Raw genomic sequence first — 13391 nt, 5'->3', positions numbered from 1 at the left:
TGAGGCATCATTTCGACGCCGTGAGGCGTCTTCTTCCGAAAGACTGACACATGAACACGGCGCAAGCCCAACGTGTCCTGGAAACGGCCTTGCTGACAGCTGGCCAGCCTTTGTCAATGCGCGACATGCGCGTGCTGTTTGACGATGCGCTCGGGGCCGATACCCTGCGGCAAATGCTGCAAGACCTGCAACTCGAGTGGGCCCAAAAAGGCCTGGAGTTGATCCGTGTGGCCAGTGGGTGGCGGTTTCAAAGCCGTCCTGAACTCCGCGCCTACCTCGACCGACTGCACCCCGAAAAGCCCCCCAAATACACCCGCGCGGTGTTGGAAACACTGGCCATCATTGCCTACCGTCAGCCCGTGACACGGGGTGACATGGAAGACATTCGTGGTGTGACCATCAACTCGCAGATCCTCAAGCAATTGGAAGACCGAGGTTGGGTCGAGGTGATCGGGCACCGTGAAACGGTGGGCCGTCCAGGGCTTTATGCCACAACGCGTCAATTTCTAGACGATTTGGGTTTGGCCGCTCTCGACCAGTTGCCCATGTTGTCTCAAGTGGATGGCCAAAGTTCGGCGTTGTCGGGCTTGGTAGACGCCTTGCCTGTCCAACCTTCCTTGTCGCTCGATGACGCCATCAATGCTTTGCCTTTTGAAATGCCCATCGTGGCGGACTCCGAAGACCCTCTTAACCCTCTCGACAGACCGCTGCAAGGCGAAGAGTCCGCCAAATAATGAACAAGCCCACCCAAGACGACAGCCGTTCGTCAGAACCCCAAACGACAGCACGTCCAGCATCGAAAGCTCGTTCCCCCCAGTCGCTGGCGCCTGGCGAATCCATCTACAAAGCGATTGCACTGGCCGATGTGGTGTCGGGGCAGTTTGACGACGAAGAGGCCTCCGATGACGTGACTGTCGATTTGGGCAAACGGGTTCTTGCACCCCAAACCGACTCGCCCAAGCTGCACAAAGTGCTGGCTCAGGCGGGCATGGGCTCGCGCCTCGAGATGGAAAAGCTCATCGCTGAAGGCCGCATCATGGTCAACAACGAGCCCGCGCACGTCGGTCAACGCGTGCAATACGGCGACCAAATCAAGGTCAATGGCAAGCCGATCCACATCCGCATCGATCCACCGCCCGCCCGTGTGATCGCGTACCACAAGCCCGCAGGCGAGATCGTCAGCCACGACGACCCGCAAAACCGCCCCTCGGTATTCCGCAAATTGCCGCGCCTGCAAAACGGCAAATGGCAATCGGTGGGCCGTTTGGACTTGAACACAGAAGGTTTGCTCTTGTTCACCAGCTCGGGTGAATTGGCCAACCAGCTGATGCACCCGCGTTTTGGCCTGGAGCGCGAGTACGCGGTGCGCGTACTGGGGGCTTTGAGCAAGGACGAAAAGCAAAAACTGCTCGATGGTATCAACCTTGATGACGGGCCCGCCCAGTTCGGTTCGATCGAAGACGGCGGCGGTGAGGGTTCGAACTGCTGGTACCGTGTGACCATTTCCGAAGGCCGCAACCGGGAGGTGCGCCGCATGATGGAGTCGGTGGGCCACGCGGTCAGCCGCCTGATCCGTATTCGCTACGGCGCCATGGTCTTGCCTCACGGCTTGCGCCGAGGTGCTTGGCTGGAGTTGGACGAGTCTGACATCCGCGCTTTGATGCGCGCCGCAGGTACCTTGGACCGTACCCGTACCCCCGTGCCCCGCCCCGTTTCCAGAACCGACCGCAACGACCGCCGCCCCCGCACAGGTGGCCAGGGCAGGGCGGGCACCGCTGTGCCGCGTGCGAAACCGGCGGCCAAGCCCAATCAAGCCCCGGGTGGGTCGGGGCTGCATGCCAAGTCGGACGCGCCCAAGAGCGAGGCCAAATACATCGGCGCCGAAAGCTTTAACCGCCTCAAAAAGGTCCCTGGCGGCACGGGTCGCGGCGGGCGCAGCCGTTGAATGCACCTTGGCCAGCGCGGGAGCGTTCTGGCCTTTTCCCCTGTGGGTTCATCGCTCTCAGAGGAATAAAACCGCTGCGCAGCGGTTAGAATAGCGAACTTTGCCGCAGGGCAAAATTGGATTAAAAATACTTTGTAATAGGAAAAACCATGGCCATCGAACGCACTCTCTCCATCATCAAGCCAGACGCTGTCGCCAAAAACGTCATCGGTCAAATTTACGCTCGTTTTGAAGCAGCAGGCCTGAAAGTTGTGGCCGCCAAAATGGTTCACCTCTCGCGCGGCGAAGCCGAACAGTTTTATGGTGTGCACAAGGCACGTCCTTTTTTCAAGGACCTGGTTGACTTCATGATCTCCGGCCCCGTGATGATCCAAGCCCTCGAAGGTGAGAACGCCATCGCCAAAAACCGCGACCTGATGGGCGCGACCGATCCGAAGAAAGCCGACGCTGGTACCATCCGTGCCGACTTCGCTGACAGCATCGACGCCAACGCAGTGCACGGCTCTGACGCCCCTGAAACTGCTGCTGTCGAAATCGCTTTCTTCTTCGCTGGCTTGAACGTTTACGCACGCTGATCGCGTTGCGGCCCTAGCCCGTCCAAGCTCCCCATGACGGCCAACCTTCTCGAATTTGATCTGGATGGTTTGGCCGTTTTTTGCGAGGGGCTGGGCGAAAAGCGCTTCAGGGCTACCCAGTTGTTTCGCTGGATTCACCAGCGGGGCGCTGCGGATTTCGAACAAATGAGCGACTTGGCCAAGTCACTGCGCCAAAAGCTCCAAGTCCATGCGCACATCTCGGCCCTGCCTGTCATCAGTCAACACATGTCGACCGACGGCACCATCAAATGGCTGTTCGATGTCGGCGATGGCAATGCCATTGAATCGGTGTTCATACCCGAAGACGACCGTGGTACCTTGTGCATCTCCTCTCAAGCCGGTTGCGCCGTAGGCTGTCGTTTCTGCTCCACTGGGCATCAAGGTTTTAGCCGCAACCTCACCACGGGTGAGATCCTCGCGCAGCTGTGGTTTGCAGAGCACTTTTTGCGCAAACACCTGAACACGCCAGACCGCGTTATTTCCAACGTCGTGATGATGGGCATGGGCGAGCCTCTGCAAAATTATTCGGTGCTGGTGCCCGCTTTGCGCGCCATGCTCGATGACCATGGTTATGGCCTCTCGCGCCGTCGTGTCACGGTGTCCACCTCGGGTGTTGTACCCATGATGGAGCGTTTGTCAGGCGATTGTCCGGTGGCTTTAGCGGTTTCTTTGCACGCCCCAAATGATGCGCTGCGCGACAACCTGGTGCCGCTCAACCGCAAATACCCCCTCGACGAACTCATGCACGCCTGCATTGGCTACTTGGCACACGCGCCACGTGACTTCATCACTTTCGAATACTGCATGCTTGACGGTGTCAATGACCAGCCTGAACATGCCAGCCAACTGATAGATCTCGTGCAAAAGCATGCCCGCCAGGGTTTGCGTTGCAAGTTCAATCTCATCCCTTTCAACCCATTCCCCGCCTCGGGTTTGCTCCGATCGCCCCATGCCCGGGTTCAGGCTTTTGCCAAACAATTGCAAGACGCTGGTCTGGTGACCACGGTGCGTAAAACCCGAGGTGATGACATCGACGCGGCCTGTGGTCAATTGGCGGGTGATGTGAAAGACCGCACACAGGTGCAAAGCCGCATGGCCCAGCAACGCACCATTCGGCTTGTGCCTGTGGACAATGCGTCTACAGTTTCCTCTTTTCAAGTCCAGGAGCCTGGAGATGACTGAACACACTCACTCTGACAACGTTCCGTCCACTCCTACAGCGGGTGGTCTGTTGAAGGCGGCGCGGCAAGCTGCGGGCGTTCATTTGGCGGTCTTGTCGGTGAATCTGAAGGTTCCTGTGCGTCAGCTGGAATCTTTGGAGGCAGATCAGTACATGGCTGATCAAAGCCCAGTTTTTGCCCGTGGCTTGGCGGCCAGTGTGTGTCGACACTTGCGTGTGGACTCGGCCCCCATTCTGGCCTTGATGCCGATGTCGTCGAATTATTTGGAGTCCAACGGTGCTGTGCGTCAGGCTTTGTCGGCGCCACCAGATTTGGGCAACTTGCGCCGTGTACGGTTTGGCGCATCCAGTCAAACTTGGTGGATGGCCACTGGCATGTTGGTCTTGATTGCGGCTTTGATCTGGCTGCCCAATCCTGCACACTGGGCCTGGTTTGAGAACCTCCGTCCTTCAGTGTCTTCATCTGAGGCCGCAGCACCCGCGGCTGCAGCTGCCCCCGCAACACCGGTTGAACCTGTCAGCCCAGCTTCTGCGGCGGTGAGCACACCTTCGCAAGAACTTCCCCTGGCTTTGCCCGTGGCACCGGCAAGCTTGCCGCCTGTTGTGCCCATGCCATCCGAGTTGGTTTTTTCTGCCCAAAACGTGAGTTGGATCGAAGTTCGGGATGCGCAAAAACAATTGATCTGGAATGGCGTATTGAACGCAGGTGATCTCAAGCGTTTGCCTGTCTCCTTCCCGGTTTCTGTGGTGGTAGGGCGATCCGATGCCGTCCAATTGAGCGTCCAGGGTCAGCCCTTTGACCTGAAGCCACACACACAAGTCAACACGGCCCGATTTGAGGTGAAACCATGAGCGCATCCACCCTCCAGCCTTTGCCCAGCGCCATTGCCATCGCTGTGCCGATCATGCGCCAAAGTCGCCAGTCCAAAGTGGTCTGGGGGTCGCGCGTCGTCACCGTTGGCGGCGGGGCTCCAGTGCGCGTGCAGTCCATGACCAACACCGACACGGTCGACGTGATTGGCACCGCCATCCAAGTCAAGGAGCTGGCGATTGCCGGCTCCGAGATGGTGCGCATCACGGTCAATACGCCTGAAGCCGCAGACGCTGTGCCGCACATCCGCGACCAGCTCGACAAAATGGGCATCGATGTGCCCCTGATCGGCGACTTCCATTACAACGGTCACCGCTTGCTGACCGACTACCCGGCGTGTGCCGAGGCGCTGTCCAAGTACCGCATCAACCCCGGGAATGTGGGCAAGGGCGACAAGCGCGATGTGCAGTTTGGTCAGATGATCGAAGCGGCCATGCGCTGGAACAAAGCCATCCGCATCGGTGTGAACTGGGGTAGCCTCGACCAGGAGTTGTTGGCCGACCTGATGGACACCAACAGCCAACGCGCCAACCCTTGGGAAGCGCGTCAGGTCATGTACGAGGCGCTGATTTCGTCGGCCATCTCGTCCGCCCAGCGTGCAGAAGCCATGGGCCTCAATGGGGACCAAATCGCCTTGTCGTGCAAGGTCTCGGGCGTTCAGGATTTGATTTCGGTCTACCGCGAGCTCGGTCGCCGCACCGATTACGCGCTGCACCTGGGCCTGACCGAAGCGGGCATGGGCACCAAGGGCACGGTGGCTTCGGCTGCGGCCTTGTCTATTCTTCTGCAAGAGGGCATCGGCGACACCATCCGCGTCTCGCTCACGCCCCAGCCGGGCGAAGCGCGCACACAAGAGGTGGTGATCGCGTCAGAAATTTTGCAATCGCTGGGCTTGCGCATTTTTGTGCCCAGCGTGACCGCTTGTCCAGGCTGCGGCCGCACGACCAGCAGCACCTTCCAAGAACTGGCCAAACAGATTGACGACTTTTTGCGGGCCCAAATGCCGGTCTGGCGTGCGCGTTACCCGGGTGTTGAAAACCTCAAGGTGGCGGTCATGGGCTGCATCGTGAACGGCCCGGGCGAGAGCAAACACGCCGACATCGGCATCAGCCTGCCGGGAACGGGCGAAGCGCCTGCGGCCCCGGTCTTCATTGACGGCGAAAAGCGCCTGACGCTGCGCGGTGAAGGCATTGCGCAAGAGTTCCAGGGGCTGGTTGAAAACTACATTGAGAACCGTTTTGGTTCCGGATCTGCTGAGAAAAAATGAGCGAGTCTCTGAAAGAAAACACACCCAAGACTGTCAAAGCCCAGAAGCTGGTCGGCGTCAAGGGCATGAATGACATCTTGCCGCCCGATTCGGCGCGCTGGGAGTGGTTGGAGGGGCAGGTGCGCAGTTTGATGGCGCGTTACGCCTACCGCAATGTGCGTTTGCCCATCGTCGAGCCCACCGCCTTGTTTGTGCGCGGTTTGGGTGAGGTGACCGACATCGTTGAGAAGGAGATGTACTCCTTTGAAGACCGTCTGAATGGCGAACAACTCACCTTGCGTCCCGAAGGCACTGCAGGTCTGGTGCGTTCAGTGGTCGAGCACAACCTGCTGTACGAAGGCGGCAAGCGACTGTATTACATGGGCCCCATGTTCCGGCATGAGCGCCCGCAGCGCGGCCGTTACCGCCAGTTCCACCAGATTGGTGCCGAGGTGCTGGGTTTTGGTGGTCCCGAGGTCGACGCCGAATTGATTTTGCTGGCGAATGACCTGTGGAAGGTGTTGGGCCTGAAAGACGTGCGCCTGGAACTCAACAGTCTGGGTCAACCGGCTGAGCGCCAAGCCCATCGCATGGCGTTGATCGCCCACCTCGAAAAACACAGCGATGTGCTCGACGAAGAAGCCAAGCGCCGTCTGCACAGCAACCCGCTGCGCATTTTGGACACCAAGAACCCGGCCATGCAAAGCGTGGTCGAGGCTGCGCCCCGCTTGCTCGACTTTTTGGGCGAGGCCTCTTTGGCCCACTTCAACGCGGTCAAAGCCATTCTGGATGCCAATGGCGTGACCTACAGCATCAACCCGCGCTTGGTGCGCGGCATGGACTACTACAACCTCACGGTGTTCGAGTTCATCACCACCAGCCTGGGTTCACAAGGCACCATCTGCGGCGGTGGGCGGTACGACTATCTGATTGAGCAAGTCGGCGGCAAGCCCGCCCCCGCCGTGGGCTGGGCTTTGGGCGTTGAGCGCGTGCTCGAACTCATCAAAGAGCAGGGCGAGGCCTTGCCCGATCTGGCCCCCGATGTTTACGCCATCATTCCCGAATCCGCTGCCTTGCCCGTGGCCATGCAGGTGTTGCAAACCTTGCGTGCCTGTGGCGTGTCGGCCCAAATGCACGCGGGCACTGGTGAAGGCATGGGCAGCATGAAGTCCCAGTTCAAAAAGGCCGATGCCTCGGGCGCACGTTTTGCCCTGGTTTTTGGGGCTGAAGAGCTTGCTAAAGGCCATGTGGCGGTCAAATCGCTGCGTGACGGCGAAGGTGCCCAGCGCACCGAGCCGCTGAACACGGTGGCCTCTTGGGCCCACAGCCTACAATCCGCGCTTTGATGCGCTCATTTACTGATTTACACCATGGCCAAAGCCCTCGACCTTGACGAACAAGAACAACTTGACCAGATCAAGCACTTCTGGAACACCTGGGGCAACCTGATTTCTTGGGTGCTCATCGCTGTTTTGGGCAGTTATGCCGCCTGGAACGGCTACCAGTATTGGGAACGCAGTCAAGCCGCCAAAGCGGCTGCCCTTTATGACGAGGTAGAACGGGCTGTTAGCTCTGGTGACTTGGCACGCGTGGAGCGCAGCTTGGCCGATATGAAAGAAAAGTTTGGCCGCACCCAGTTTGCCCAGCAGTCGGCCTTGTTGGCGGCCAAAACTCTGCAAGCCCAAGGCAAATCTGAAGCCGCTCGCGAGGCGCTCACTTGGGTTGTAACAGGCGCTAAAGATCCAGCTTACCGTGACATCGCCCGTTTGCGCTTGGTTGCCTTGCAGTTCGAAGCCAAGGCTTATGACGATGCTTTGAAGCAACTGGGTTCGGATTTCACGCCTGAAATGTCTGGTTTGGCTGCTGACCTTCGGGGGGATGTTTTGCAAGCCAAGGGCCAAAGTGCCGATGCTGTTTCTGCTTACCAGCTGGCGTGGAGCAAACTGGCCGACACGCCCGATTACCGACGTTTGGTGCAAGCCAAGCTCAATGCCTTGGGCATTGATCCTGATGCCGCCGCTGTTTCGGAGACACCAAAGTGATGACTGTATTTTCTCGAGCTTGGATGCGCTGGACTTGCTTTGGCGCATTGTCTTTAGCCCTTGCCGCCTGCTCGAGCGCTCCTGACAAACCAAAGCCTGCAGCTTTGCCCAATGTGAATGGCCAATTGGCTGTTCAAAAAGCTTGGACATCGAACTTGGGTCCGGTCACCACGCCTTTGTTCGCTTCGGTGCACACTGGACGGGTCGCTGTGGCATCCACCCCGGGCCTAGTGGCCTTGATCGATGGTGTGACAGGCCAAGATGTTTGGCGCTTGCAGTTGAACACGCCGATTCAAGCTGGTGTGGGCGGGGATGGTCAGCGTTTCGCTGTCATCACGCGAACCAACGAAGTGGTGGCGATCGAAGCCGGCAAAGTCCTTTGGCGTCACCGTTTGGCAGCCACTTCCTACACCGCACCTTTGGTCGCGGGAGGGCGTGTCTTTGTTTTGACGGCGGACCGGTCTGTGACCGCGCTCGACGGTACGACAGGTCAAAAACTCTGGACCCAGCAACGCTCGGGTGACCCTTTGGTGTTGCATCAAGCGGGTTTGTTGATCCCGTTTGGTGACACCTTGCTGGCAGGCTGGGGTGGACGTTTGGCCTCTTTGAACCCCAATACGGGTGTTGTGCGTTGGGAAACCCTGGTTGGTTCGTCGCGGGGCACCAACGAAGTGGAGCGTTTGGTGGACCTCGTCTCTGGGGCTAGCCGCCAGGGCAATGTGGTGTGTGTGCGTGCTTTTCAGGCTTCTGTGACTTGCGTCGATGCGTCCCGTGGCAACACTTTATGGACGCGCTCCGCCCAAGGCCACGAAGGCGTGGATGGCGATGAAGCTTTGGTGTTCGGCGTCGAATCCGACAGCAAAGTGCTGGCTTGGCAGCGCCAAGGTGGCCAGCCTGCCTGGACCCAGGAGTCGATGCGCTTTCGGGGTTTGAGTGCACCCACAGTTTTTGGCCGTTCGCTTGTATTGGGCGATGACAACGGCTTGCTTCACTTTTTGTCGCGACAGGATGGTCAAGTCATGCAACGCATGAGCACGGACGGCAGCCCGATCACAGGAAAGCCTGTCCTTGTTGGCCAAAATTTGGTGGTGGTGACACGCACCGGGGGCATTTTTGCATTTCGCCCTGAATGATGGATCGGAAAATCTTTAAGTGAAACCTGTACTGGCCCTTGTTGGCCGCCCCAATGTGGGCAAATCCACGCTGTTCAACCGCCTCACCAAGAGTCGGGATGCCATCGTGGCCGATTTTGCGGGATTGACCCGCGACCGCCATTACGGCAACGCCAAGCAAGGTCGGCAAGAATTCATCGTCATTGATACAGGTGGTTTTGAGCCCGATGCCAGCGCCGGTATTTACAAAGAGATGGCCAAGCAAACCCAGCAAGCGGTGGCCGAAGCTGACATTGTGGTGTTTGTGGTCGATGCACGTGGTGGTTTGTCTGCTCAAGACCATGACATTGCGAAATACCTTCGCAAAATTGGCAAACCCACTTTGTTGGTGGCCAACAAGGCCGAAGGCATGCTCGAAGGTATCCAACTGACCGAGTTCTACGAACTGGGTTTGGGCGAGGTGATTGCCATCTCAGCGGCGCATGGACAAGGCACACGCGGCTTGGTGGAACTGGCGTTTGAATCGCTCCATCTGCCCGAAGACCCCGAAGAAACCGATGACGATCCTTCCGTCATCAAGCTGGCTGTCGCCGGTCGCCCCAACGTCGGCAAGTCCACCTTGATCAACACCTGGTTGGGCGAAGAGCGCTTGGTCGCCTTTGACATGCCGGGCACCACGCGTGACGCGATTTCGGTACCGTTTGAAAAGCAGGGCCAAAAGTTTGAGTTGATCGACACCGCAGGTTTGCGCCGCAAGGGCAAAGTGTTTGAGGCCATCGAAAAATTTTCGGTGGTCAAAACGCTGCAGGCCATTGAGTCTGCCAATGTGGTGTTGCTGCTGCTGGATGCCGAGCAAGGCGTGACCGACCAAGACGCGCACATTGCGGGCTATGCCCTCGAAAGCGGCCGCGCCATGGTCTTGGCCGTGAACAAATGGGATTCCGTGGACGAGTACCAGCGCCAGTTGGTGCAACGCTCGATTGAAACGCGTTTGCCGTTTTTGAGTTTTGCCAACATGCATTTCATCTCGGCCAAGAAGCGCCAAGGCTTAGGTCCTGTCTGGGCTTCGATTGTTCAGGCCCACAAGGCGGCCATGTGCAAGATGAGCACGCCTATACTGACGCGTTTGTTGCTCGAGGCGGTTCAGTTCCAGAGTCCACAGCGCGGCGGCATGTTCCGCCCCAAGTTGCGTTATGCCCACCAAGGCGGTATGAACCCGCCCGTGATCGTGGTGCATGGCAATTCGCTGGAACACGTCACCGATACCTACAAGCGCTTTTTGGAAGGGCGTTTTCGCAAAGCCTTCAATCTGGCAGGCACCCCTCTGCGGATTGAAATGAAAACCTCCACCAACCCATTTGCCGACAAAGATGCCAGTTGATCTTTGAGGGCATGACGGTTGGTCCGCCGCCGCTGACTGGGCCTGTGGTAAGGTCAAACCCTCTAAAACTTCTGAACACGGAGCATATCGTGAGCAACAAAGGTCAACTTTTGCAAGACCCTTTCCTGAACGCACTGCGCAAAGAGCATGTGCCAGTGTCGATTTACCTTGTCAACGGCATCAAGTTGCAAGGTCAAATCGAGTCTTTTGATCAGTATGTCGTCTTATTGCGGAATACAGTCACACAAATGGTTTACAAACACGCGATTTCAACGATTGTGCCCGGCCGCTCTGTGACTTTCAGCACACCCGAAACGGGTGAAATCACCGCTTGATTTGGTTTTTTTCAGGCCTTGGCGATCTTGCCAAGGTCGCAGGTGCTGAATTTGTCTGAAACTTCATCCAACGCTCCCGCGCCGACCCTACTGGTCGGCGTTGATTTTGGGTGTGCGCATTTTGATGCGGACCTTCAAGAGCTGGGCTTGCTCGCCGAGTCTGGTGGTTTAAATCCTGTTGCACGTTTGACTTGCAAACGCAAAGCGCCTGATCCAGCCCTGTTTGTGGGCAGCGGCAAGGCCGATGAAATCAAAGCCTTGGCTTTGATGCATGGTGCCGTAGAGGTTTTGTTTGACCAAGCTTTGAGTCCTGCCCAGCAGCGCAATTTGGAGCGGCACATTGGCTTGCCGGTCAACGACCGGACTTTGCTGATTTTGGAAATTTTTGGCCAACGTGCCCGCAGCCACGAAGGCAAGTTGCAGGTGGAGTTGGCACGCCAACAGTACCTGAGCACCCGATTGGTGCGTCGCTGGTCACACTTGGAGCGGCAAAGCGGTGGTATAGGCATGCGTGGTGGTCCGGGTGAGACGCAGATTGAGCTGGACCGCCGGATGATCAATGACTCGATCAAGCGCATCAAAGAGCGCTTGGTCAAGGTCAAGCGACAGCGCAACACACAGCGCCGTCAGCGTGATCGGAGAGACACTTTTAACATCTCTCTGGTGGGTTACACCAACGCTGGCAAGTCGACCTTGTTCAATGCATTGGTCAAGGCGCGTGCCTACGCGGCTGACCAACTGTTTGCCACCCTCGACACGACGACCCGCCAGTTGTACTTGGGCGAGGCAGGCCGTTCGGTGTCTTTGTCAGACACGGTCGGTTTCATCCGAGATTTGCCCCACGGCTTGGTTGAAGCGTTTCAGGCCACCTTGCAAGAGGCGACCGATGCCGATTTGTTGTTGCATGTGGTGGACGCTGCCAACCTCGATTGGCCTGAACAGATGGCCGAAGTGCAAAAGGTGCTGACCGAAATTGGCGCCGAAACCGTTCCGCAGCTTTTGGTATTCAACAAGCTGGATGCACTGGACGCAGAGCGCTACCCTTTGCAGTTGCAAGACCAATACGAGATGGATGGCCAAGCTGTGCCCCGTGTATTTTTGAGCGCTCAATCCGGCAAAGGTTTGGATCTGTTGAGATCGGCCCTGTCTGAGATCGTTCAAACTGCTTTGCCCACCATCGTTTCTGAAGACGCAGATCCCCGTGACTTGACCCGGGAATATCCGGGTGAACTGCACTGAGGTCCAACCGAATTCGGCACAATGCGGGTTCGTCATTTCGACAAAGACACTTCACTATGAATTTTCACCTGCCAGCCCTGCGTTGGTCTTTGCTTCCAGCCAAGATCCGAGGCATGTTCAACCTGAATGACCCCCGTTGGGGACGGGATGACGACAAATCCAACGCCGACTCGGGCAACAAACCTGCGGGCGATGTGCCGCCTCCACCGGGTTCAAAACCGGATGCATGGCAACAACCGCCGGGCCGTGGCTCGCAACAACAGCAAAGTGGCCCCCCTGACTTGGATGAACTGTGGCGCGATTTCAACCGCAAATTGGGCCAATTGTTCGGAGGTTCCGGCGGACCCCAAAAACCGCAAGGCCCAGGGGGTTCCGGAGGCTCAGGTGGCCCAGGCATCCCTGTTTTCTTCAAAAATTTGGGTTTGGGTGTGATCTTGGCGGCGGCTCTGCTGGTTTGGTTGGGCACAGGCTTCTTCATCGTGCAAGAAGGTCAACAAGCGGTCATCACCCAGTTCGGCAAATACCACTCCACCGTGGGTGCTGGTTTCAACTGGCGTATGCCTTACCCCATTCAGCGTCAAGAACTTGTGTTTGTGACCCAAATTCGCTCGGTGGACATTGGCCGAGACACCATCATCAAGGCCACCGGTCTGCGTGAATCGGCCATGTTGACCGAAGACGAAAACATCGTCGAGATCAAATTTGCCGTTCAGTACCGTTTGAACGATGCGCGTGCCTATCTTTTCGAAAGCCGCAACCCCACCGAAGCGGTGGTTCAATCTGCAGAGACCGCTGTCCGTGAAGTGGTGGGCAAGATGAAGATGGACTCGGCCTTGGCTGAAGAGCGTGACCAAATCGCCCCGCGTGTGCGCGAAAAAATGCAAACCATTCTGGACCGCTACAAAGTGGGCATTGAGGTGGTTGGCATCAACTTGCAGCAAGGTGGCGTGCGCCCTCCTGAGCAAGTTCAAGCCGCCTTTGATGATGTGTTGAAGGCCGGCCAGGAGCGGGAACGTGCCAAGAACGAAGCCCAAGCTTATGCCAACGATGTGGTCCCTCGCGCGGTTGGTGCTGCGTCTCGCTTGAAGGAAGAGGCAGATGCTTACCGCGAACGCATTGTGGCGCAGGCCGAAGGTGATGCCCAGCGCTTCAAAACCATCTTGCCCGAGTACCAAAAGTCGCCTCAAGTCATGCGGGACCGCATGTACACCGACACAATGCAACAGATTTACAGCAACGTGACCAAAGTGCTGGTGGACAGCAAGCAAGGCTCCAACCTCTTGTATTTGCCGCTCGACAAAATCATGCAACAAGTGGCTGCAACAGCACCTCCTGCTGTGGATGTGCCAGCCCCACCCGCCACTGGCGTCAGTGCCAACAACGGTGCTGTGGACACGCGGTCACGCGACCTGCAGCGTTCGCGTGACCGCGATCCACGATAAGG

The 13391-nt window shown here is 57.7% G+C and carries 13 protein-coding genes; all 13 read left to right on the top strand.

All coding sequences use genetic code 11. From position 1 onward, the window contains the following. Positions 1–50: 50 nt before the first annotated feature. The 13 genes from scpB (at position 51) to hflK (ending at position 13389) form a co-directional block, all read left to right on the top strand. Positions 51–734, top strand: coding sequence for an SMC-Scp complex subunit ScpB (scpB, locus tag SWE17_RS01335; protein WP_322991336.1), 684 nt, complete (start codon positions 51–53; stop codon positions 732–734). Further along, a complete protein-coding gene (locus SWE17_RS01330; RefSeq protein ID WP_322991335.1) occupies positions 734–1945 on the top strand; it encodes a pseudouridine synthase in 1212 nt (403 codons plus the stop codon). The genes scpB and SWE17_RS01330 overlap by 1 nt, the downstream gene beginning before the upstream one ends. A 149-nt stretch (positions 1946–2094) precedes the next feature. Further along, positions 2095–2520: a nucleoside-diphosphate kinase gene (gene ndk / locus SWE17_RS01325; protein WP_019427923.1), complete on the top strand. Its 426-nt coding sequence runs from the start codon at positions 2095–2097 to the stop codon at positions 2518–2520. Between the two features lie 33 nt (positions 2521–2553). Continuing rightward, on the top strand, positions 2554–3723 hold the full coding sequence (gene rlmN / locus SWE17_RS01320) for a 23S rRNA (adenine(2503)-C(2))-methyltransferase RlmN (protein ID WP_322991334.1): 1170 nt from the start codon (positions 2554–2556) through the stop codon (positions 3721–3723). Further along, the gene (locus SWE17_RS01315) at positions 3716–4573 is read left to right on the top strand and encodes a RodZ domain-containing protein (RefSeq protein WP_322991333.1); all 858 of its coding nucleotides are present in this window, start codon (positions 3716–3718) and stop codon (positions 4571–4573) included. Before rlmN ends, SWE17_RS01315 begins: the two co-directional genes overlap by 8 nt. Further along, entirely contained in the window at positions 4570–5859 is a 1290-nt protein-coding gene (ispG, locus tag SWE17_RS01310; RefSeq protein ID WP_322991332.1) for a flavodoxin-dependent (E)-4-hydroxy-3-methylbut-2-enyl-diphosphate synthase, read from the top strand. Before SWE17_RS01315 ends, ispG begins: the two co-directional genes overlap by 4 nt. Beyond that, positions 5856–7184, top strand: coding sequence for a histidine--tRNA ligase (hisS, locus tag SWE17_RS01305; RefSeq protein WP_322991331.1), 1329 nt, complete (start codon positions 5856–5858; stop codon positions 7182–7184). Before ispG ends, hisS begins: the two co-directional genes overlap by 4 nt. Positions 7185–7208: 24 nt before the next feature. Beyond that, complete coding sequence (locus tag SWE17_RS01300; protein WP_322991330.1) at positions 7209–7880, top strand: tetratricopeptide repeat protein; 672 nt, start codon at positions 7209–7211, stop codon at positions 7878–7880. Continuing rightward, complete coding sequence (bamB, locus tag SWE17_RS01295) at positions 7880–9013, top strand: outer membrane protein assembly factor BamB (RefSeq protein WP_322991329.1); 1134 nt, start codon at positions 7880–7882, stop codon at positions 9011–9013. Before SWE17_RS01300 ends, bamB begins: the two co-directional genes overlap by 1 nt. A 19-nt stretch (positions 9014–9032) precedes the next feature. Continuing rightward, on the top strand, positions 9033–10373 hold the full coding sequence (gene der / locus SWE17_RS01290; protein WP_322991328.1) for a ribosome biogenesis GTPase Der: 1341 nt from the start codon (positions 9033–9035) through the stop codon (positions 10371–10373). Positions 10374–10462: 89 nt separating this feature from the next. Beyond that, entirely contained in the window at positions 10463–10708 is a 246-nt protein-coding gene (gene hfq, locus SWE17_RS01285) for an RNA chaperone Hfq (protein WP_019429044.1), read from the top strand. Between the two features lie 45 nt (positions 10709–10753). Next, positions 10754–11947, top strand: coding sequence for a GTPase HflX (gene hflX / locus SWE17_RS01280; protein ID WP_416234951.1), 1194 nt, complete (start codon positions 10754–10756; stop codon positions 11945–11947). 56 nt (positions 11948–12003) lie between these two features. Further along, the gene (gene hflK / locus SWE17_RS01275; protein ID WP_322991326.1) at positions 12004–13389 is read left to right on the top strand and encodes an FtsH protease activity modulator HflK; all 1386 of its coding nucleotides are present in this window, start codon (positions 12004–12006) and stop codon (positions 13387–13389) included. Positions 13390–13391: the final 2 nt, after the last annotated feature.

It is taken from the genome of Limnohabitans sp. (assembly GCF_034680285.1).
Lineage (GTDB): Bacteria > Pseudomonadota > Gammaproteobacteria > Burkholderiales > Burkholderiaceae_C > Limnohabitans_A.
This window is presented reverse-complemented; position numbering and strand designations above follow the sequence as displayed.